At 69.2% G+C, this 21,264-nt stretch carries 15 protein-coding genes; 12 read left to right on the top strand and 3 right to left on the bottom strand.

Annotated features, from left to right (window positions below; all coding sequences use genetic code 11):
- The 9 genes from metG to C265_RS03930 form a co-directional block, all read left to right on the top strand.
- Nucleotides 1–369, top strand: a 369-nt coding sequence (metG, locus tag C265_RS03970; protein ID WP_010814892.1) for a methionine--tRNA ligase subunit beta, incomplete at its 5' end; no start/stop codon positions are given.
- 354 nt (nt 370–723) lie between these two features.
- A complete protein-coding gene (locus C265_RS03965) occupies nt 724–4,050 on the top strand; it encodes a carboxyl transferase domain-containing protein (protein ID WP_010814893.1) in 3,327 nt (1,108 codons plus the stop codon).
- A gap of 46 nt (nt 4,051–4,096) precedes the next feature.
- Nucleotides 4,097–5,830, top strand: coding sequence for an AMP-binding protein (locus C265_RS03960; RefSeq protein WP_010814894.1), 1,734 nt, complete (start codon nt 4,097–4,099; stop codon nt 5,828–5,830).
- Between the two features lie 121 nt (nt 5,831–5,951).
- Nucleotides 5,952–6,743 carry an IclR family transcriptional regulator gene (locus C265_RS03955; protein ID WP_010814895.1) on the top strand — a complete coding sequence of 264 codons (792 nt, stop codon included), beginning with the start codon at nt 5,952–5,954 and terminating at the stop codon, nt 6,741–6,743.
- 59 nt (nt 6,744–6,802) lie between these two features.
- A complete protein-coding gene (locus C265_RS03950) occupies nt 6,803–8,404 on the top strand; it encodes an ABC transporter substrate-binding protein (protein WP_010814896.1) in 1,602 nt (533 codons plus the stop codon).
- 69 nt (nt 8,405–8,473) lie between these two features.
- On the top strand, nt 8,474–9,385 hold the full coding sequence (locus tag C265_RS33120) for an ABC transporter permease (RefSeq protein WP_010814897.1): 912 nt from the start codon (nt 8,474–8,476) through the stop codon (nt 9,383–9,385).
- Nucleotides 9,378–10,271 (top strand): ABC transporter permease, encoded by an 894-nt coding sequence (locus C265_RS03940; protein WP_010814898.1) that lies wholly within the window; start codon nt 9,378–9,380, stop codon nt 10,269–10,271. The genes C265_RS33120 and C265_RS03940 overlap by 8 nt, the downstream gene beginning before the upstream one ends.
- Nucleotides 10,268–11,314 carry an ABC transporter ATP-binding protein gene (locus tag C265_RS03935; protein ID WP_010814899.1) on the top strand — a complete coding sequence of 349 codons (1,047 nt, stop codon included), beginning with the start codon at nt 10,268–10,270 and terminating at the stop codon, nt 11,312–11,314. The genes C265_RS03940 and C265_RS03935 overlap by 4 nt, the downstream gene beginning before the upstream one ends.
- Before the next feature lie 16 nt (nt 11,315–11,330).
- Nucleotides 11,331–12,296, top strand: a complete 966-nt coding sequence (locus tag C265_RS03930) for an ABC transporter ATP-binding protein (RefSeq protein ID WP_010814900.1) — start codon at nt 11,331–11,333, stop codon at nt 12,294–12,296.
- Nucleotides 12,297–12,311: 15 nt separating this feature from the next.
- On the opposite strand, the gene bamE is transcribed toward C265_RS03930, so the two are convergent.
- From bamE to C265_RS03915, 3 genes are read right to left on the bottom strand one after another with little or no spacing between them, the layout of a single operon-like run.
- Nucleotides 12,312–12,860, bottom strand: coding sequence for an outer membrane protein assembly factor BamE (gene bamE / locus C265_RS03925; protein WP_010814901.1), 549 nt, complete (start codon nt 12,858–12,860; stop codon nt 12,312–12,314).
- 43 nt (nt 12,861–12,903) lie between these two features.
- Nucleotides 12,904–17,052: a translocation/assembly module TamB domain-containing protein gene (locus C265_RS03920; RefSeq protein WP_010814902.1), complete on the bottom strand. Its 4,149-nt coding sequence runs from the start codon at nt 17,050–17,052 to the stop codon at nt 12,904–12,906.
- A 40-nt stretch (nt 17,053–17,092) separates the two neighbouring features.
- The gene (locus C265_RS03915) at nt 17,093–18,895 is read right to left on the bottom strand and encodes an autotransporter assembly complex family protein (protein ID WP_010814903.1); all 1,803 of its coding nucleotides are present in this window, start codon (nt 18,893–18,895) and stop codon (nt 17,093–17,095) included.
- Between the two features lie 167 nt (nt 18,896–19,062).
- On the opposite strand from C265_RS03915, the gene C265_RS03910 reads away from it, so the two are divergent.
- From C265_RS03910 to panC, 3 genes are all read left to right on the top strand, one after another.
- Complete coding sequence (locus tag C265_RS03910; RefSeq protein ID WP_010814904.1) at nt 19,063–19,254, top strand: DUF3460 family protein; 192 nt, start codon at nt 19,063–19,065, stop codon at nt 19,252–19,254.
- A 32-nt stretch (nt 19,255–19,286) separates the two neighbouring features.
- Nucleotides 19,287–20,180 (top strand): ScpA family protein, encoded by an 894-nt coding sequence (locus tag C265_RS03905; protein ID WP_010814905.1) that lies wholly within the window; start codon nt 19,287–19,289, stop codon nt 20,178–20,180.
- Nucleotides 20,181–20,384: 204 nt separating this feature from the next.
- The gene (gene panC, locus C265_RS03900; protein WP_010814906.1) at nt 20,385–21,233 is read left to right on the top strand and encodes a pantoate--beta-alanine ligase; all 849 of its coding nucleotides are present in this window, start codon (nt 20,385–20,387) and stop codon (nt 21,231–21,233) included.
- The last annotated feature ends 31 nt before the right edge of the window (nt 21,234–21,264 follow it).

The raw sequence follows: 21,264 nt of genomic DNA, 5'->3' as shown, positions 1-21,264 counted from the left end.
GCGGGCGCGGCGATCGAGCCGATCGCCGACACCATCACCATCGACGACTTCGCCAAGGTGGACCTGCGCGTCGCGAAGATCGTCGAATGCCAGAAGGTGGAAGGTTCGAACAAGCTGCTGCAGCTGACGCTGGATCTGGGCGAAGGCCGCACCCGCAATGTGTTCTCCGGCATCCAGTCGGCCTACACGCCGGAGCAGCTGGTCGGCAAGCTGACCGTGGTGGTGGCCAACCTGGCCCCGCGCAAGATGAAGTTCGGCGTGTCCGAAGGCATGGTGCTGGCTGCGTCTGCGGCGGATGAGAAGGCCACGCCGGGCCTGTATATCCTGGAACCGCACGAGGGCGCGGTGCCGGGCATGCGCATCGGCTGAAGCAGGGCACTCATTGCCGTTCCCCTCTCCCGCTGGCGGGAGAGGGCGGCAAACCCGCGGTAACGCCATGTTCCGCGCGTCCCATCGGTAGCGATCCAAGGCCAGCCGGGCCTCTGGATCGACCCGCCACACCGCCCGAGATTCTGCAATGCAGAACAGAACGGGCAGCACCCCTCCTCCCCCTCGCTCGCGCGCTATGCACGCGCGGCATGTCATACATGGTTCTGGCGCATCGCGCTTGTGACCCCTGGACGAGCCGCGTAGATTCCACCTCGCAGAATCACAAACCAAAAAACAGAAGCCGGCCACGCAACGCTGCTTGCGCGACGCCGCTTCGCATGGAAGGGGACATTTGTGAAGAAGCTCCTGATCGCCAATCGTGGCGAGATCGCGTTGCGCGTGCAGCGCGCCGCACGAGACCTTGGCATCGCCACCGTGGCGGTCTATGCCACCGACGACGATGCCAGCCGGCACCGCCTGCTGGCCGACGAAGCTGTCGCGCTGCAGGGCCAGGGGGCCGCTGCCTATCTCGACATTCCCGCCATCATCAGCGCAGCGCGCGCCACCGGCTGCGACGCCATCCACCCTGGCTATGGCTTTCTCAGCGAGCGCGCCGACTTTGCCAGCGCTTGCGCAGCCGCGGAGATCATCTTTGTCGGCCCCGAGCCCGAGCAGCTGGCCCTGTTCGGCGACAAGGGCCGCGCGCTGGCGCTGGCCGCGCGCTGCGGCATACCGGTGATGCCCGCCACCGCGGGCGGCGCCACGCTCGATGCGGTGACCGCATTCTTCGACGAACAGGACGGCGCCGGCGTGGTGCTCAAGGCGGTGGGCGGCGGCGGCGGGCGCGGCATGCGCGTGGTGCGCGAGCGCGACGCGCTGCCCGAAGCCTATGCGCGCTGCCGCTCCGAAGCACGCTCGGCCTTCGGCATCGATGCCATCTACGCCGAACGGCTGGTGGCCCGCGCGCGCCATATCGAAGTGCAGATCGCCGGCGACGGCCACCATGTGATCGCACTGGGCGAGCGTGACTGCACGCTGCAACGCCGCTTCCAGAAAGTGGTCGAGATCGCGCCCAGCCCGGCGCTCGATCCGGCGCTGCGCCGGCGCATTGTCGATGCCGCCTGCACGCTGGCGCGCGAAGCGCGCTACCGCAGCCTGGGCACGTTTGAATTCCTGGTCGAAGAGCCCGAGGACGGTGCGCGCCGCGATGGCGCGGCCCTGCCCTTTGTCTTTATCGAAGCCAACCCGCGCCTGCAGGTCGAGCACACCGTCACCGAGCAGGTCACCGGCGTGGACCTGGTGGCCGTGCAGCTGGGGCTGGCCGAAGGCCGGCGCCTGGCGGAACTGGGGCTGGACCCGCAGCACCCGCCGCGCGTGCGCGGCTATGCCATCCAGGTGCGCGTGAATGCCGAGGCCACCGACGCGCAAGGGCTGGCACGTCCGGCACAGGGGCGGCTGGAGCGTTTCGATCCGCCCACCGGGCCGGACGTGCGCGTCGACACCCACGGCTATACCGGCTATGCACCGTCCGCGCATTACGACACGCTGCTGGCCAAGCTGATCGTCACCTCGGCCAGCGACAACTTCGCTGACGCAGTGCGGCGCCTGCAGCGCGCGCTCGGGGAATTCAATATCGGCGGCATCGTCACCAACCTCGACCTGCTGCGGGCGCTGGCCGAGCGCGACGACTTTGCCAGCCAGCACGTGCATACGCGCTATATGGAAGCCGCGCTGCCCGCCCTGCTGGAACGCGCCGCGCAGATTGCGGCGCAGGACGCGGCGCGGCAGGCCCTCGCAGGAGGCAGCGCCCCCAGGGTGGCGGCACCTTCCAGCACGGCAAGCTTCGAGGAGCGACTGGGCGAGGGCCTGTGCGCGGTGCGCGCGTCCATGAACGGACGCGTGATCGAACTGGCGCGCGAGAACGACCTGGTCAAGGCCGGCCAGACCGTGGCCGTGCTCGATGCGATGAAGATGGAACATGCCATCGTGGCCGAGCACGCGGGCCGCGTGATCGACCTGCGCACCGCTTCCGGCGAGCAAGTCGCCGAGGGCCAGGTCATGCTGGTGCTGGAGCCTGCCGACGCCGGCGCCCATGCCGACGGCGAGGCCGAGCACACCGACCCGTCGGCGATCCGCGCCGACCTGCAGCGCGTGCTCGACCGCCATGCCTTCCTGTACGACGCGGCCCGCCCCGAGGCCGTGGCACGCCGCCATGCGCGCGGCCAGCGCACCGCGCGCGAAAACGTCGACGACCTGTGCGATGCCGGCAGCTTCCGCGAATACGGCGGCCTGGCGCTGGCGGCACAGGCCAGCCGGCGCAGCGAGGCCGACCTGATCGCCAACACCCCTGCCGACGGGCTGATCACCGGCACCGGCGCCGTCAACGGCAGCCTGTTCGCACCGGAGCGCGCGCGCTGCGCGGTGCTGGCCTACGACGCCACCGTGCTGGCCGGCACCCAGGGCAAGCGCAACCATATCAAGACCGACCGCATCCTGGAGGTGGCGCTGCGGAACCGGCTGCCCACGGTGATCTTTGCCGAAGGCGGCGGCGGCCGCCCGGGCGACATCGACTTCCCCACCGTGGCCGGCCTGTACCAGCCTTCGTTCGCCGCCTTCGCCGAGCTCAGCGGCGAAGTGCCGGTGGTGGGCATCGCCTCCGGGCGCTGCTTTGCCGGCAATGCCGCGCTGCTGGGCTGTTGCGACCTGATCATCGCCACGCGCAACGCCAATATCGGCATGGCCGGCCCGGCCATGATCGAGGGCGGCGGCCTGGGCGTGTTCCGCCCCGAGGATATCGGCCCGGCCACGGTGCAGTACCACAACGGCGTGGTCGACCTGCTGGTCGACGATGAGGCCGACGCGGTGGCCGCGGCCAGGCATTACCTGTCGATGTTCCAGGGCCGTGTCGACGACTGGCAGGCGCCTGACACGCTGGCGCTGCGCCAGGTGGTGCCGGAAAACCGCCTGCGCGTCTACGACACGCGCGCCGCCATCGCCGGCCTGGCCGACGCGGGCAGCGTGCTGGAACTGCGCGCCGGCTTCGGCACCGGCATCCACACCGCGCTGGCGCGCATCGAAGGCCGGCCCGTCGGCATTCTCGCCAACAACCCGCGCCACCTCGGCGGCGCCATCGATGCCGACGCCGCCGACAAGGCCGCGCGCTTCATGCAGGTGTGCAATGCGCACGGGCTGCCGATCGTATCGCTGATCGACACGCCGGGCTTCATGGTGGGCCCGGAGGTCGAGGCCCGCGCCCAGGTGCGCCATGTGTCGCGCATGTTCGTCGCCGGCGCCAAGCTGCGCGTGCCGTTCCTGGCGGTGGTACTGCGCAAGGGCTACGGCCTGGGCGCGATGGCGATGGCAGCGGGCGGCTTCCGCGCGCCAACCTTCACGGTCTCGTGGCCAACCGGCGAATTCGGCGGCATGGGCCTGGAGGGCGCGGTGCGGCTGGGCTTCCGCAAGGAGCTGGAAGCGCTGCCGGCCGGCCCGCAGCGCGATGCGCTGTACCAACAGCTGGTGGCGCAGATGTACGAGCGCGGCCATGCCATCAACGCCGCTGCGGCATTGGAGCTGGACGCCGTGATCGACCCCGCCGCCACCCGCCAGTGGGTGGTCAGCGGGCTCGAGGCCGGTGCCGCCAATCCCCAGCGCCCGATGCGCACCTTCGTCGACGCCTGGTAGGCGCGGCGGCGGACAGAACCAGAGCGAAAGCAAGAGGAGACAGCAGATGAACGAACAGGCGTTCTTCGAGGACCTGGAAGCCCGGCATCGCAAGATCTGGCCCGCAGGCCTGCCCGACGCACCGGTCTACCCCCATGGCGAGGCCCCGCTGGGCGACTACCTGCGCGCGTGGGCGCGCAAGCGCCCGGACCACGCCGCGCTGGTCTGGTACGGCACCACCGTGACCTATGCCGAGCTCGACAACCTGTCCGAGCGCTGCGCCGCGCTGCTCAAGGGCCGCGGCGTGGGCGCGGGCGACCGGGTAGCGGTGATGATGGGCAACTGCCCGCAGTTCCACGTGGTCTTCTACGGCATCCTGAAGCTGGGCGCGGTCTATGTGCCGGTCAACCCGCTCTTCAAGGAACAGGAGCTGGTCTACGAACTGAACGATGCCGGCGCCACCACCGTCATCGTGCAGGACCAGCTTGCGCCGCTGCTGATGTCGGTGCGCGCGCAGACGCGGCTGCGCACCGTCTACACCACCAGTGCCGGCGCGATGTTGCCGGCACAGCCGGACCTGCCGCTGCCAGCGGGCCTCGACGCGCCCCCGCTGACCGTGGAAGGCACCATCGACCTGCTGCAGGCACTGCGCGACACCGCGCCGGTCGCACTGCCCCCGGTCGACATGGACGCGCTGGCCGCACTGAACTACACCGGCGGCACCACCGGCCTGCCCAAGGGCTGCATGCACACGCAGCGCGACATGGTCTACACCGCGGCGGCTTCCTACGCGCTCACCGGCGGTGTCGATGCGGAACGGCTGGCAGAAGGCTCCGGCGACGTGATGCTGAACTTCCTGCCGATGTTCTGGATCGCGGGCGAGAACCTCGGGCTGATCTATCCGATCTTCAGCGGCGCGACCGTGGTGCTGCTGGCGCGCTGGGACCCGGTCGCGGTGATGGCCGCGATCGAGCGCTATCGCGTCAACCGCACCTTCGTGGTGGTCGACAACGCGGTCGAGCTGATGAACCACCCCGAATCCGGCCGCTACGACCTGCGTTCGCTGCAGCACACGCGCGCCGCCTCGTTCATCCGCAAGATCACCCCCGACATCCGCCAGCGCTGGCATGCGCTGACCGGCAGCATCATTGCCGAAGGCGCCTGGGGCATGACCGAGACCCATACCAGCGACACCTTCACCACCGGCATGCAGGACGACGACATGGACCTGCGCGGCCGCCCGGTGTTTGTCGGCCTGCCGGTGCCGGGCACGCGCATCAAGATCTGCGACTTCGACACCGGCGCGGTGCTGCCGGTCGGCGCGGAAGGCGAGATCGTGGTCAGCACGCCGTCGCTGTTCAAGGGCTACTGGGGCCGCCCCGACGTCGATGCCGAGGTATTCCGCGACGGCTGGTTCCGCACCGGCGATATCGGTGCCTATGACGAGGCGGGCTACCTGCATTTCCTGGGACGGCGCAAGGAGATGCTCAAGGTGCGCGGCATGAGCGTGTTCCCGTCCGAGCTGGAGGTGCTGCTGTCGCGCCACCCGGCGGTGCTGGGGTCGGCCGTGGTCGGCCGCCCCGACCCGGACAAGGGCCAGGTGCCGGTGGCCTTTATCCGCCTGCGCGCCGAGCACGCCGACGGCATCACTGCCGACACGCTGCATGCATGGTGCCGCGAGCAGATGGCGGTCTACAAGGTGCCCGAGATCCGCATCCTGCCCGAGTTCCCGCTGACCGCCACCGGCAAGGTGCGCAAAGTCGAGCTGCAGGCCTTGCTGGATACCGAGGCCGGCGGCTGAACGGGACCGCTGTCGGGTAGTACCGCCGTACCGGACCAGGACGCCGCGCGCGCGTCCGGCACGCCTGCGCGTCGAGCAAGCGCGGCTGGCGTGCAACGGCACAACGAGGGAGCCAACGGTTATGCAGGACCGATCCACCGGCAATGCCTTCAAGGAAGACCGCCACTTCGTCACCGCGCTGGCGCGCGGGCTGGAAGTGCTGGCCTGCTTCCGCACCAGCGACCGCGTGCTCGGCAACCAGGAAATCGCCCGGCGCTGCGGACTGCCCAAGTCGACCGTATCGCGCCTGACCTCCACCCTGACCCGGCTGGGCTATCTGGCGCAGGCCGAAGGCAGCCACAAGTACAGCCTGGGCACGGCCTGCCTGCGGCTGGGCAGCGCCATGCTGTCGCGGCTGGACATCCGCAAGGTGGCGCGACCGCTGATGCAGGAGCTGGCGGACTTTTCCGGCGGCACGGTGTCGCTGGGCACGCGCGACCGGTTCTCGATGATCTATGTCGAGCACTGCCGCAGCTGCGCCGCGATTGCGCTGACGCTCGATACCGGCTCGCGCATTCCGGTCGCCACCTCGGCCATCGGCCGCGCCTGGCTGGCGGTGGTGCCGGACGAAGAGCGGCAGGCCTTCATGGAACAGGTGCGCGACGTCGACGACATGGCATGGCCGCGCCTGCGCCAGGGCATCGAACAGGGCCTGGCGGACCACCTCACCCTGGGCGTGACCTGCTCGATGGGCGAGTGGCAGCCGGACGTCAACGGCATTGCGCGCGGCTTCGAGCCCGGCCATGGCATGCCGCCCATGGCGATCAACGTGGGCGGACCGTCGTTCCGGCTGTCCCCGTCATTCCTGCTCGACGAGGTGCGCCCGCGCCTGCTGGAGGTGGTACGCCAGCTGGAAGGCAGCTTCCCGCGCTGAGCGCATCCGTTGTTCACACCAACAGCGCCGCCACGAGACGGCGCAACAGGAGGAGCACCATGCAAGTAAAGTTGACCGACGCCGCCCGGCGCCGCCTGCTGGCCGGCATGCTGGCCGCCGCCACCATCCCTGCGGCCCAGGCCGCCCCGCCCTCGCCGGCCACCGGCAGCCTCACCGTCGCCTTCGGCGCGGAGTCGACCACGCTCGATCCGGTCAAGATCTCGGCCGGCGTCGACCACTACTTTGTCGGCCAGATCTTCGAGATGCTGGTGCGCCGCAATGCCGCGCTCAAGGACGAGAACTGGCTGGCGGAGAACTGGAAGCTGGAAACCGGCAAGGACGGCAAGCCCGTGCTCGACGTGCAGCTGCGCAAGGGCGTGCGCTTCCACAACGGCGACCCGCTGACCTCCGAGGACCTCGAGTTCTCCTGGCAACGCCAGCGCGACCCCAAGAGCAGCTTCTTCTCGCACTATGTCTCGTCGGTCGAGCGTTTCGAGATCGTGGATGCGCACCGCTTCAGGCTGCATTTCAAGGAGCCGGATGCGCAGTTCATCGTCGGCAACATGCAGCTGTGGGCCATGCCCAAGAAGTACATCCAGAAGGTCGGCGAAGAAGAGTTCGCCCGCAAGCCGGTCGGCACCGGGCCATGGAAGTTTGTCTCGCGCACGGTCAAGGACGAGCTGAAGCTGGAAGCCTTTGACGGCTACTGGAACAAGGAGAAACGGCCCGGCGTCAAGGAGCTGACCATCAAGGTGATTCCCGAGGACCTGACCCGGGTGGCGGCCTTCAAGACCGGCAAGGTCGATTTCATCGACAACGTGCCGCCTTCGATGATCGAGGAATTCAAGAAGATGCCCGGCGTGAAGACCGTCACGCTGGTGAGCGGCAACAACCTCTTCCTCAATTTCAATACGCAGATGCCGAAGTCGCCGTTCAACGATGTGCGCGTGCGGCAGGCGGCCGCGCACGCCATCGATGTCGACGCCATCATCAAGCGCGTGCTGTTCGGCCAGGGCGAGCGCTATGCGCAGGTGGGCAAGGAGTCGAATGGCTACGACCCCGAGCTCAAGCCCTACGCCTTCGACCAGAAGCGTGCGCGCGAGCTGCTCAGGCAGGCGGGCTACCCCAATGGCTTCGAGACCCCCTGCTACAACCTCACCACGCCGCGCGAACCTGGCGTGAAGGAAGTGGGCGAAGCCATGTATGCCTACCTGAGTTCCGTGGGCATCCGCTGCCAGGTGCGCAACCTGGAGTACGGGGCCTGGATCAGCCTGGGCAAGCGCGGCCGCTCGGGCCCGCCGGAGATGGACGGCGTGCTGAGCTGGATGTGGTCGCAGGGCCTGCCCGGCGACCCGGGCCTGGCCTGGTCCGGCCATTTGCACAGCTACCAGGGCGGCGGCGGCTGGGGCACTTATTCCTACACCAGCGACCCCGAGGTCGACGCGCTGCTGGAGAAGCAGCGCCAGACCATGGACCCCGCGGCGCGCACCGCGCTGCTGCGCCAGATCGCGCGGCTCAAGCAGGAGCGCGTGCTGGGTGGCCTGCCGACCTACCGGCCGCTGGTGACCTTTGCCTGGCGCGACAACAAGATCGACTACGTGCCCTGGCCCATCCGCGACTACTGGCGCTCGTTCCAGGAAGTCAGCTGGAAGCAGCGCTGATCCGCCGCCGCGCCCGGCGCCCGTGCCGGGCGCGGCATTCCCGCTGACGAATCTCCGACGGAGCCTGTCATGCCTATTGCAAAACGCGTGCTGCACGGCCTGATCAGCATTCTTGGCGCGAGCGTGATCATCTTCCTGATCTCGCGCCTGTCCGGCGACCCGCTTGCCTTGCTGCTGCCGGCCGACGCGCCGCCGCAGGTGATCGAGGCAACGCGCCGCCATCTCGGCCTGGACCAGCCCCTGGTGGCGCAGTACCTGGTCTTCCTCGGCCATGCCGTCACCGGCGACTTCGGCAACTCCTACCGCTGGCAGGAACCGGCACTGGGGCTGATCCTGGAGCGGCTGCCGGCCACGGTGGAGCTGGCGCTGGCCGCGCTGGGCTTCTCGATTGCGATGGCGGTGCCGTTCGGCGTGCTGTCGGCGGTCTACCGCGGCTCCTGGTTCGACCGCTTTGCCAAGGTCTTCGCCATGCTCGGCCAGGCCATGCCCAACTTCTGGGTCGGACTGCTGCTGATCCTGTTCTTCGCGGTGCAGCTGAACTGGCTGCCCGCGTTCGGGCGCGATTCGTGGAACAGCCTGGTGCTGCCCGCGATTGCGCTGGGCTGGTATCCGGTGGCGGCGCAGACCCGCGTGGTGCGCTCGGCCATGCTGGATGTGCTGGACAGCGACTACATCCGCATGGGCCGCGCCATGGGCCTGCCCGAGCGCGTGCTGATCTGGAAGTACGCGCTGCGCAACGCGGCGATTCCGCTGGTGACCATCCTCGGCGTGTACTTCGCGGCGATGCTGGGCGGCGCCTTCGTGGTCGAAGTCATCTTCGCCTGGCCAGGCGTTGGCCGCACCGTGGTCGAGGCCGTGTTCGCGCGCGATTTTCCCGTGGTGCAGGCGGGCGTGATGCTCACCTCCGTGCTGTTCGTGCTGTCCAACCTGCTGGTCGACCTGAGCTACGGCCTGATCGACCCGAGGATCCGCCATGCCTGAGATCGCCGCTCCTCCCGCCAGCGCCACGGCGGCGCCGGCCCGCAAGCGCCAGCGGCGTGACCTGGGTGGCCTGCCCTGGTTTGCGCTGGCAATCTTCCCGGTGCTGCTGGTCTGCGCCATCGGCGGCGAGGCGCTGCTGCCGCACGACCCCAACGGCCTCGACCTCGGCCTGGCCTTCCAGCCGCCGGCCTGGCTGGAGGGCGGCAGCTGGGCCTATCCGCTGGGCACCGACAACATGGGGCGCGACCTGCTCTCGCGCATCATGGCCGGCACGCGCATCTCGCTGGTGGTCGCGCTGTACGCCATCCTGATCTCGGGCGGCATCGGCACCGCCGCCGGCATGCTGGCCGGCTACTTCGGCGGGCGCCTGGACGCGCTCATCATGCGGCTGGTCGATATCCAGATGTCGATCCCCGCGCTGGCGCTGGCGCTGGTGCTGGCCGCGGTGCTGGGCCCGGGCTTCAATACCGTGGTGCTGGTGATCGTGGTGACCTACTGGACCTGGTACGCGCGCATCGTGCGCGGCGAGGTGATGTCGCTCAAGCAGCGCGACTACGTGGCGCTGGCGCGCGTGGCCGGCTGCGGCACGCTCACCATCTTCCGCCGCCACCTGCTGCCCAACCTGCTCAACACCCTGCTGGTGCTGGCCACGCTGCAGGTGGGCCAGGTGATCATCTTCGAGGCCTCGCTCAGCTTTCTCGGCCTCGGCATCCAGCAACCCGATGTGTCGTGGGGGCTGATGCTGGCCGATGCGCGCAACTACATCACCAACGCGTGGTGGGCCATCACCATGCCCGGACTGGCCATCATGGCCACCTGCCTGGCGTCCAACCTGCTGGGCGACTGGCTGCGCGACCACTTCGACCCGAAAAGGAGGCAGCTATGACCGGCCCCGACCCGCACGTGACGCAACGCCCGTCGCCAACGCCCGCCGCCGGGGGCTCCCCCCGCGGCGCGCCCATGCTGTCGGTGCAGGGGCTGACCACGCACCTAGGACTGCGCCGCGGCACGGTGCGCGCCGTGGACGGCGTCGACCTGCACGTGCATGAAGGCGAGACCCTGGGCGTGGTGGGCGAATCCGGCTCCGGCAAGTCCATGACCATCCTGTCGATCCTGCGCCTGCTGCCGCGCCAGGGCGGCGTGCAACTGGGCGGCAAGGTGCTGCTCGATGGCGTGGACCTGCTGCAGCTGCCCGAGAAGACCATGAGCACGCAGTACCGCGGCCGCAAGATCGCGATGATCTCGCAGGACCCGCTGACCTCGCTGAACCCGGTCTTCACGGTGGGCGACCAGGTCGGCGCGCCGCTGCGCTACCATGGCCGCGCCGACAGCCGCGAGGCGCGCCGGCGCCAGGTGGTGCAGGTGCTGGACAGCGTGCGCATCCCCTCGCCCGAGACGCGGCTGGACGACTATCCGCACCAGTTCAGCGGCGGCATGCGCCAGCGCGTGGTGACCGGCATGGCCATTGCCAGCGCGCCGCGCCTGCTGGTGGCGGACGAACCCACCTCGGCACTGGACGTGACCATCCAGGTGCAGATCATGGCGCTGTTCCGCAAGATCCAGGCGCAGACCGGTGTCGGCATCATCCTGATCACGCACGACCTGGGCGTGGCGGCCAGCATCTGCCACCGGGTGGCGGTGATGTACGCCGGGCGCATTGTCGAGACCGGCGATGTGCGCACGCTGTACCAGCGCCCCGCCCATCCCTACACGCAGGCCCTGCTCCAGGCCATTCCCCACTTCGGCGAAAAACGCGAGCGGCTCTACGCCATCCAGGGCAGCCCGCCCAGCCTGATCGACCCGCCGCACGGCTGCCGCTTCGCGGCGCGCTGCCCGCACCGCAAGCCGCTGTGCGATGACGCCTATCCCCCCGAGATCGAACTTGAATCCGGCCACAAGGTCAGCTGCTGGCTGGCTTCGGCCGGCTGAGAACCCAGGAGGCGCCATGCTGCTCGAAGTCGAAAACCTGAAGAAGCATTTCCCCGCGCGCGGCGGCGGCACAGTGCGCGCCGTCGACGGCGTCAGCTTTGCCGTGGATGCCGGCCAGACCTATGCGCTGGTGGGCGAGTCCGGCTGCGGCAAGACCACCATCGCCAGGCAGCTGCTGCTGCTTGAGCGCCCCAGCGCCGGCACCATCCGCTTCGACGGCCAGGACGTACTGGCGCTGGACCGCAAGGGCGTGCTGGGCTACCGGCGCCAGGTGCAGGCGGTGTTCCAGGACCCGTCGTCCTCGCTCAATCCGCGCCTGAAAGTGGGCATGCTGCTGGCCGAGCCGCTGCTTGCGCACGGCCAGGGCGGCGACCGCGCCGCGCTGCGCCGGCGGCTGCTGGAGCTGCTGGAGATCGTCGGCCTGCCGCCCGGCGCGCTCGACCTGTACCCGCACGAGTTCAGCGGCGGCCAGCGCCAGCGCATTGCCGTGGCGCGCGCGCTGGCGCTGCAGCCGCGGCTGATCGTGCTGGACGAGCCCACCTCGGCGCTGGATGTCTCGATCCGGGCGCAGATCGTCAACCTGCTGTCCGATATCCAGCGCAGCTTCGGCCTGGCCTATGTGGTGATCGCCCATGACCTGGCGCTGGTGGAGCACTTCAGCTCGGCCGTGGGCGTGATGTACCTGGGCAATATGGCCGAAAGCGGGCCCAGCGCCGCGGTGTTCAGCGCCCCGCGCCACCCCTACACGCAGGCACTGCTGGGCTCGGCGCCGCGGCCCGACCCCGACCACCAGCCGGCCGAGGGGCTGATCCTGGGCGATATCGGCTCGGCGCTGAACCCGCCAGCGGGCTGCAAGTTCCATCCGCGCTGCCCGCGCGCGGTGTCGGCCTGCGCCACCGAGATCCCCCGCATGCTGCGGCTGGACCCGGCCGCCGGCTCAGCCGCGCCGGCGCACGTGGCCGCCTGCCACCTGCTCCATTGACCGCCGGGGCACGCGTCAGCCGCCCTGCATCTTCGACGGATCGTCGCTGCGCGAGGTCGTGGTGACGGTGCCGTCGCTGTTGAAATGCACATTGAAGAAGGCCTTGTCGGTGGCGGTCTCCATCCAGCGGTAGCCCCACACCTCTTCCTTCTTCAGCGCAAATGCCTCCACCTTGGTGGGCTTGCCCAGCAGGCGGCGGATATCGTCCTTGCTCATGCCGGCGCGCACGCGTGCGAAGTTCTCGGCTGACAGCACCTGCTCGATCTTCGCGACCTTGCCATCGGCGCTGATGGTGACCATCCAGGTAGTGGTGCCCTCGGGGCCGCGCGGGTATTCCAGCCGGCGCCCGCCGTCGGCCTCTTCCCAGACGATCTCCGGCTTGCCGGCCTGGCGCCGCAGGTCTTCCTCGGTGGACTGACCGGGGACGATGCCCTTGAACAGCTCGCTGTCGGGCTTGATCGCGTTCCAGGTGTTGCGGGCGGTCTCGCCCGCCTTCTTCATGGCTTCATCGACCTTCTGCTGGTCGCAGCCGAACAGCGCAAGCAAAGAGGCAAAGAGTCCCATGGCGGCAAGGCGTCGCGGCGACGCGAAAGTGGAGGGGCGCACGTCAGCGGCGCACGGGCTCGGCAATGACTGCCGAGGCTGCCTGTGCCGCGCTGTCGGGACTGGTTGGCTGGCTCTCATCCTGCTGGCTCCTTCTGGTGTCGCTGCGACCCGAGGTCCCGCTGAACAGGTTCGCCCAGCTGTCGAAGCGGCGGTTGAACAAGACCGACAAACCGTTGATGGACCCGCCCTTGGCAATCAGCGACCAGCGCCGTGAAAACTGCCAGGTCAGCTTCACCACGTTCGAGGCCGATGTCAGGCTTTGCTCATAGCCTACCGACATACGCTCGGTAATGGCCTTGCCCATGCTGACCACCTGCTGGTCATTGAGACCCGCGGTGCTGGGCCCGATCGAGAATTCGTCGATGCCGAAATGCTGCACGATGCCCTTGCCGGCCTTGCCGCCGATCATGCCCAGCGCCGCGCCGCCCAGCGCGGCGCCACCCAGCTGGCGCTGCTGGCCGGCACCGGCGCTTTCGGCGCCGTAGCCGAACATCAGCCACGAGAGCTTATCCTCATCCGGCACATTGGGTTCCGACACCAGCCGCACGCGCGGCAGCCGCACCGTGCCGGTCACCTCCACGCCCGCCTCCACTTCCTGGTTGCGGCGCATGGCGCGGATGTTCATGTTCGGGTTGTCGATCGGGCCGTTGAAGTTGATGATGCCGCGCTCGATGTCCAGCTTGCGCCCGAAGGCTTCATAGGTGCCGTCGGTCACGCGCACCGTGCCGGTGGCCTTCATCGGTACCAGGGGTTCGCTCTTGACACCCATCTGGCCGGCCAGCAACAGGTCCGCGCCCGCGCCCCGGAAGCGGAAGTTGTTGCCCAGGTCCACGGTCAGGTCGATCACCGGGCTGAACTTGCTTGCCGGCTTGGTCTCCGGCGCCTGCGTGGCGGCAGTCTTAACGGCGCGCTGGTCCTTGCGCCGGATCACCACCACATCGTCGCCCAGCACCGGCGCGCCGGCCTTGGGCAGGTCGAACAGGCCGCGGTCGACATGGATCTTGCCGCGGATCACGACCTGCTTGTTCTCGTTGGCGATGGTGGCGTCGCCCGAGACCACCAGCGTGCGCTCGGGGCTGGCGAACAGCTGCAGCTTGTCGGCGACGATCTTGCCGGTCAGGTTGGGATCGGCCTCGCCCAGCTTGACGTTGCCGGTGGCCGTGATCTTGCCGTCGCCGCCGTGGAATTCCACGTGCTTGAGCTCGACCGTGTTCTGGTCCAGCACCACGCGCACAGTGCCGTCGGTCAGGCGCAGGCCCAGGTCGTACAGCGTGACGGCGAGGTTGTCGCCGTCGACGGTGCCGGTCAGCAGCGGCGCGCCGATCGTGCCGGCCAGGCGCATCGCCGCGGCCAGTTTGCCGTCGAAAGCGTACTGCGGGCCGGTCAGCGCTTCCAGCGATTTCAGCCGCGGCACGTCGACGGTGACCGTGCCGCCCAGGGTCGAGGCCGGGCCCACGGTCTGCAGCCCCTGCTCCTGCACCAGTCCGGCGGAGGCGTCCACCACCACCTTGCCGATGCGGCCCGACACCATGCCGCCGCGCATTGCGATACGGTTGCCGCCGGCGTCGGCGCGCAGGCTGGTCTCGCCCAGGCCGAGCGTGGTGAAGCCCCGGCCGGCGTTGACCGAGAGGTCGCCGCTGCGCCGGCGCAGTTCGGCAAAGCCGGTCGCGGTCTCGGCCAGCGCCAGGTTCCAGCGGCCGTCGATGACCAGGTCGGAGCGCACCGGCGGCTTCTCGCCGGTGATGGTTTCCATCAGTTCCAGCACATGGCCCACCTGCAGGCCGTCCAGGCTGCCCGCGCTGCGGATGCGGCCGTGGTCCCAGTCCAGGCTGTCGATGGTCAGCGTGGCGCGGTCCAGCAGCAGGCGCGCCGCGCCCAGGCGCACCCGCTGGTCGGCCACCAGCAGCTGCGTCGGCGCGGCCAGGCGCAGGTTGACGGTGCCGCGCTCTTCCAGCGTGCGGATGGTGCCGTTCCAGCCGTCCTTGCCCTTCCACGCGCCCTGCCCCGCCAGCGCCAGCTGCAATGGCCGCTTGTTCAGGCTGCCGGCCGCCTTGACGTCGAAGGTATGGTTGGCCTGGGTGCCGTCGAGCGTGGCGTCGAGCGTGCTCAGGCTGGCCTGCGGGCCGCGGTAGTCGCGCGCGGCCAGCTGCACCGAGAGCGGGCCGTCCAGGCCGCCGCGCACCTCGGCGCGGCCGCTGGCGCTGGCCACCTTGTGCGGGCCCACTTCCAGCGCCTGCGCGTTGTAGTCGGCCACCACTTCGGGTTTCTTCAGCGTGCCGGTGATGGTGGCGTCGAGCTTGAGCTTGCCGGCCACGCCAAACTTGAGCCGCTCCAGCTGCGGCGCATCGACCGCCAGCTTGAGCGCATCGCCGCGCGCGCCGAAGCTGCCGCGCAGGTTGGCCTGGTTGCCGGCCATGCTGAGCGAAGCCTCGCTCGGCAAGAGCCGCTCGTCGGCCAGGCGCACCTTGCCGCCGCCGGTCATCGGCAGGCCCGCGTATTCGCTCTCATGCACGGCGAAATCCAGCGCCACACCGAGTTCGGGCGCGATCTCGCCGGTCGCGGTGAAGTCCGCATTGATGCGGCCGGCGGCAACCTTGGCCAGGCGCGAGGGATCGAACGAGGCCAGCTTGCCCTTGAAGCTGAACGGCTGCTTGTCCTTCAGGCCGAGCTTGCCTTCCGCGGTCAGCAAACCCGGCCCCACCGCGGCGCGCAGCGTGGCCAGCGTGAGCGCCTCGGCATCGATGCTGGCATCGGCGAAAAGCTTGAGCGGCCCGCCCGACAGGTCCAGCGCCACGCTTTGCCGGCCCGGCTCCATCCGCACCACCACCGGGCCGGACAGGCTGGCGCTGGTCAGCGAGCCATGCAGCGCGGCCGGGTCCAGCTTGCGCACGTCCAGGTCGAAACCGCCACGGCCGCCGCGCAGCGAACCGCCGCCGGAGATCTCGGCCTTGCCGGCCAGCGCCACGCGCAGGTCCGAGACGGCCTGTGCCATCTCGCTCAGCTCGACATGGGCGCGCACCGACTGCACCGGCAGCCGCTCCTTGTCCAGCGGACCGGCTTCCAGGTTGCTGATCTCGATGTCGCCGGCGACAGCCAGCGGTGCGGGCGCAGGCGCGGCCGCAGGGGCGGATGCGGAGACCCCCGATGCCGCCGGGGGGGGCGATGCCGACACGGCGCTGGCCGCCTGCGCGCCGGCAGCCGCCGCCACGCCGCCCACCGGCCGCAGCTCGGCATGCACGGTCAGGTTGGCCTGTGGCGCCGACGGGCTGAACAGGCGCGGGTTGATGCGATCGCCATCGACCAGCAGGTGCGTGAACGGCACCTTGCCGAACGGCGTCAGTTCGGCGCCTGCGCGCAGGTGGATGCGGTCGCCGCTGGCCTGCAGCTCGGCTCGCAGCGCGTCCAGGTTGCCCTTGGCGGTGGCATTGACGGCAAAGGCCTCATCCTGCCAGCTGCTTTCCAGCAAGGCTTCGGCGCTGAGCGCGAACGGGGCGCGTGCGCCCAGCTGGGCGTTGGCTGCCAGCTTGCCGTATGGTGTTTCCAGCTTGTCCACGCTGACGCGGTGGCGCTGGCCGTCGCTGTGCAGCGCGCCGGCCAGGTTGCTGAACACCATCGGCTCGGCCGTGGGCGCCGTGCCCTGCAGCAGCGACAGCCGCTCAAGCGTCAGCGAATCGACATCGATGGCCAGCGGCAGTTCGAGCGAGGTGGGCTTCTGCATCGGCTCGGTGCTCGGCTCGGACGGGCCGAGCTTCACTTCGGCCTTGCCAATGCGCAGCCATTGCACGTGCAGGCGCCGCGCCTGCCAGCCGAGCACCCAGTTGCCATCCACGCGGTCCACCGCCACGCGCGTCTGGCCGCTGGCGAACACCACGTCGCGCAGGCGCAGGCCGTGCGCCACGGTGCCGCCTTCCAGCCGGCCGCTGAGCATGCCGGCCGACAGCCGCGTGGCCAGCGTCCACAGGTGGCGGGTGCCGGTCTCGGTGCGCAGCGCCGCCACGCCCGCCGCCGCCAGCGCCACCATCAGCAGCAGCAGGATGCCGACCAGCCAGGCCAGCACGCGCCACAGCCGCCGCCGCTTGCGCGGCGCGGGCGGGATCGGGGTCCGGGCCGAATCGCCGCCGGGCACCGAAGGCAGATCGTGGGCGCTCATGCCGGCATCCGGGTCAGGCGTGAAATACAAGGGTGCCGCATCAGAACGCCACCCCCAGCGAGATATGCGGGCGGAACTGCTGCTCCTGGATGCCGTAGCCCACGTCCAGCTGCAGCGGGCCCACCGGCGTGCGCCAGCGCACGCCGACGCCCACGCCGTTGTAGATGGTCACGCCGCGCAGGTTGTCGGCGGCGGTGCCGAGATCCCAGAACACCGCCACGCCCCAGTCCGGCTTGAACCAGTACTGGTACTCCAGGCTGCCGGTGCCCAGGTACTTGGCCGGCAAGATGCTGGAGCCGCTGGGCGTGCCGATCGACTGGTAGGTGTAGCCCCGAATCGAATCGGTGCCGCCGGCGCGGAAGCGCAGCGTGGCCGGGATCTGGCTGGAGCTGTCGCCGGTCAGGTCGGCACCGAGTTCCAGCCGTGCCACCACCAGGTCGCGCTTGCCCACCGGTATGTACTGGCGGATACGGCCGTACAGCCGCAGGAATGTGGCATCGCTGAGGAATCCCCTGGCGGCCACGCCGATCTGGGTGCTGATCACGTTGCCGCGGCGCGGGAACACGGGATTGTCGACGTCGCGCCGCGTCCAGGCAAAGGCCGGCACCAGCGCCTTGCTGATCTGGGCGGCCTGGCCCTCCGGCAGCAGCTTGTCGTAGTAGAAATCCAGCGACGTCGTCACGTCGTACTTCTCGCGCGAGCGCGAGCGCTTCAGGCCCGCGCGCAGGCTGGTGGTGTCGGTGTTCTCGATGTCGATGGTGCGCTCGTAGCTGCTGTACACGCTGTTGCGGTAGTTGCCCCTGTCCGGCGGCATCGCGGCCTCGGCGAACAGATAGGAGCGCTTCTGCTCCAGCCGCGCCTGCGAGTCGAAGGTCCAGGCGCGGTTGAACAGGTTGTAGTACGAATAGCGGCCTTCGATCTGCGCGCCGGTGTCGGTGGTAAAGCCCACGCCGCTGTTGAGCCGGTGCGCCGGATATTCGCGCACGCGCACCGAGACCGGCGCGGTCACCACGCCGTCTGCCGCCTTGTCGGCGTCCGGGGGCGGTTCCAGGTCGACCTGCACGTTGGAGAAGTACGGCTGGTTCTGGATCGCGCGCTGCAACTCGAGCAGCCGCTCCACGCGGTACGGCTCGCCCTCGTTCAGCGGGTTGACGTTGTAGATGATCTGTTGCGGATAGCGGCGCGTGCCGGTCACCTTCAGCGGCCCCAGCAGGTAGGCCGGGCCGCTGGCGTAATGCGCGGACAGGTCCGCGCGCTGGTCGTCCGGCTCCACGCGCGCCTGCGACGCGGCCAGGCGCGCGCCGTAGTAATTGTGGCTCTGCAGCGTGACCAGCGCGTCCTCCTTGGCCTTGTCCCAGTCGCCCTGCCGGAACGGCTCGCCCACCGGCAGTCCCCACTTGGCCTGCAGCTCGGCCACCTGTTCGGGCGAACGCGTGGCCGCCGGGCCCGTCACCTGGACGTCGACATTGCGGATCAGCGTGCGCGCGCCGGGGTCGACCATCACGTGGACCACGCGCTTGTCGCCCTCGCCTTCCACGCGGGTGGTGGTGGTCGGGTCGAAGTAGCCCTCGGTTGAGGTGAACGCCCGCACCTGCTCGCCGACGGTCTCGATCATATAGTCGAGCTGGTCCGGCGAAAGGTCGGCGCGGTCCTGGTAGCGTGCCAGGTCCAGATGCTCTTCCAGCATCTCGCGGATCGGCTTGGGCGCCTCGACTTCGACCTTGTAGGCGGCGCGCGCCGGGGCGGCCGCCAGCGCCAGCACCGCGCCCAGCGCGGCCAGTACGCGAACGGCCACGCGCGCGCGGCCAGCGGAGTCAGCGGTAATAGCGGTGTCTTGCGGCATCGCCGATTGTCCACACATACAAAGTCGGTATTTGACCACACCCGGCCTTATGCCCGGAACTTTCCGGCGCCTTGTACCCGGCCCGGATGCATTCCGGGGGGCCGATACTGTAAAATCGTGGCCCACTGTACCCATCTGGCGCCCGCGCGGGCGCATCACGGTTGAACATGGCCATCTACGAATCCGATATCACCCAGTTCCTGAAGCAGCTCAAGCAAGAGCGCCCGACGCTGGAGGCCGAACAGCGCGACGGCCGTGCCCTGCTGTGGGACAAGTCGCCGATCGACCTGGAAGAGCGCGCCCGCGCCGAAGCGTCGCGCGTGGCGCAGAAGCCATACGTCTACGCGCAGGACAACTGATTTCCCGCCGCCCCCGCGAGCGCACGCCGCCCATGAGCGCAGGCGACCAGGACAAGCTGCCGCTGCCCGTCGAGCTGCCTGCCGTGGCCCCGGCCGTTGCAGCCGGCCCTGCCGGCCCCGCCGACATGGTCGACGGGATGGCCTTCGCGCGCCTGTACGGCGAGCCGCTGTTCAAGCTGCCGCAGGACCTGTACATCCCGCCGGACGCGCTCGAGATCTTCCTGGAAGCCTTCGAGGGCCCGCTGGACCTGCTGCTGTACCTGATCCGCAAGCAGAACTTCAATGTCCTCGACATCCCGATGTCGCAGGTCACGCGGCAGTACCTGTCCTACATCGAGCAGATCCGCAAGACCAACCTCGAGCTGGCCGCCGAATACCTGCTGATGGCGGCCATGCTGATCGAGATCAAGTCGCGCATGCTGCTGCCGGTCAAGAAGGCCGACAGCGACGATGAGGCCGAGGACCCGCGCGCCGAGCTGGTGCGCCGCCTGCTGGAGTACGAGCAGATGAAGCTGGCCGCGCAGCGCCTGGACACGGTGCCGCAGCTGGGCCGCGACTTCCTGCGCTCGCAGGTCTATATCGAGCAGAGCCTGGCGCCGCGCTTCCCGGAAGTGGAGACGATCGACCTGCAGGCCGCCTGGGCCGATGTGCTCAAGCGCGCCAAGCTCAACCAGCACCACAAGATCTCGCGCGAGGAACTGTCGGTGCGCGAGCACATGAGCCAGATCCTGCGCCGCTTGCAACACGCGCGCTTCATGGAATTCTCCGAGCTGTTCGAGGACGCGGTGCGCTCCGGCAAGGGCGTGCCGGTGGTGGTGGTGAACTTTATCGCCATGCTGGAGCTGTCGCGCGAAGCGCTGGTGGAGATCACCCAGGCCGAACCGTTCGCCCCAATTTATGTGCGATTGGCGTACAGCCCGACCTGACCCACCCGCGCTGCGGGGTCCGGCCCCGTCCCAACATGTTCTACAATCCGCCGACAGCCGGCCCAATGGCCCACGGTGCAGGCCCCGAAGGCAAGTGCCCGAAGGCCCCGCGCCCGACAGAAGGCCGAGACCGGTAGTCCATGTGCCGCCCCTCGACGGACCGGCGCCCGGGTCACACCTACCACGACCAGCACACCAAGGCAGATGAAAGTCATTTCCTCCATCCAAGAGCTGCGCGACCAACTGCGCGGCCAGAACCGCGCTGCCTTCGTGCCCACCATGGGCAACCTGCACGAAGGCCACCTGTCGCTGATGCGCCTGGCGCGCCAGCACGGCGACCCGGTGGTGGCATCGATCTTCGTGAACCGCCTGCAGTTCGGCCCGAACGAGGATTTCGACAAGTACCCGCGCACGCTGCAGGACGATATCGAGAAACTGCAGAAGGAAGGCGTCTACGTGCTGTTCGCGCCGTCCGAGCGCGATATGTACCCCGAACCGCAGGAATACCGCGTCGAGCCGCCGCATGACCTGGGCGACATCCTGGAAGGCGAGTTCCGCCCCGGCTTCTTCAAGGGCGTGTGCACGGTGGTGATGAAGCTGTTCTCGTGCGCGCAGCCGCGCGTGGCGGTGTTCGGCAAGAAGGACTACCAGCAGCTGATGATCGTGCGCCGCATGGTGCAGCAGTTTGCCCTGCCGATCGACATCATCCCCGCCGAGACCATCCGTGCCGAAGACGGCCTGGCGCTGTCGTCGCGCAACCGCTACCTGAGCCCCGACGAGCGCGCCGAGGCGCCGGTGCTGTACCGCACGCTGCATGACGTGCGCGACACCGTGCTGGGCAGCGACCGCGCTTCGGCCGACCTGCTTGCGGTCGAGGCGAATGCGAAGGAATCGCTGGCCAGGCGCGGCTGGAAGCCGGACTACGTGTCGATCCGCAAGCGCGTCGACCTGCAGGCGCCGACGCGCGAGGAATTCCTCGCCGGCGAGCCGCTGGTAATCCTGACTGCCGCCAAGCTGGGCGCGACCCGGCTGATCGATAACCTGGAAATCTGAGCGGCAGCGCCGCACCAGGCAAAAAAAGCAG

It is taken from the genome of Cupriavidus sp. GA3-3, from assembly GCF_000389805.1.
Taxonomy (GTDB): domain Bacteria; phylum Pseudomonadota; class Gammaproteobacteria; order Burkholderiales; family Burkholderiaceae; genus Cupriavidus; species Cupriavidus necator_D.
The sequence above is the reverse complement of the archived record's forward strand: the minus strand, read 5'-3'. Positions and strand labels throughout refer to the sequence as shown.

Coding starts and splice junctions, on each gene's coding strand:
- C265_RS03960 (WP_010814894.1), top strand. CDS start 4,097: ATGAACGAACAGGCGTTCTTCGAGGACCTGGAAGCCCGGCATCGCAAG.
- C265_RS03955 (WP_010814895.1), top strand. CDS start 5,952: ATGCAGGACCGATCCACCGGCAATGCCTTCAAGGAAGACCGCCACTTC.
- C265_RS03950 (WP_010814896.1), top strand. CDS start 6,803: ATGCAAGTAAAGTTGACCGACGCCGCCCGGCGCCGCCTGCTGGCCGGC.
- C265_RS33120 (WP_010814897.1), top strand. CDS start 8,474: ATGCCTATTGCAAAACGCGTGCTGCACGGCCTGATCAGCATTCTTGGC.
- C265_RS03940 (WP_010814898.1), top strand. CDS start 9,378: ATGCCTGAGATCGCCGCTCCTCCCGCCAGCGCCACGGCGGCGCCGGCC.
- C265_RS03935 (WP_010814899.1), top strand. CDS start 10,268: ATGACCGGCCCCGACCCGCACGTGACGCAACGCCCGTCGCCAACGCCC.
- C265_RS03930 (WP_010814900.1), top strand. CDS start 11,331: ATGCTGCTCGAAGTCGAAAACCTGAAGAAGCATTTCCCCGCGCGCGGC.
- bamE (WP_010814901.1), bottom strand. CDS start 12,860: ATGGGACTCTTTGCCTCTTTGCTTGCGCTGTTCGGCTGCGACCAGCAG.
- C265_RS03920 (WP_010814902.1), bottom strand. CDS start 17,052: ATGAGCGCCCACGATCTGCCTTCGGTGCCCGGCGGCGATTCGGCCCGG.
- C265_RS03915 (WP_010814903.1), bottom strand. CDS start 18,895: ATGCCGCAAGACACCGCTATTACCGCTGACTCCGCTGGCCGCGCGCGC.
- C265_RS03910 (WP_010814904.1), top strand. CDS start 19,063: ATGGCCATCTACGAATCCGATATCACCCAGTTCCTGAAGCAGCTCAAG.
- C265_RS03905 (WP_010814905.1), top strand. CDS start 19,287: ATGAGCGCAGGCGACCAGGACAAGCTGCCGCTGCCCGTCGAGCTGCCT.
- panC (WP_010814906.1), top strand. CDS start 20,385: ATGAAAGTCATTTCCTCCATCCAAGAGCTGCGCGACCAACTGCGCGGC.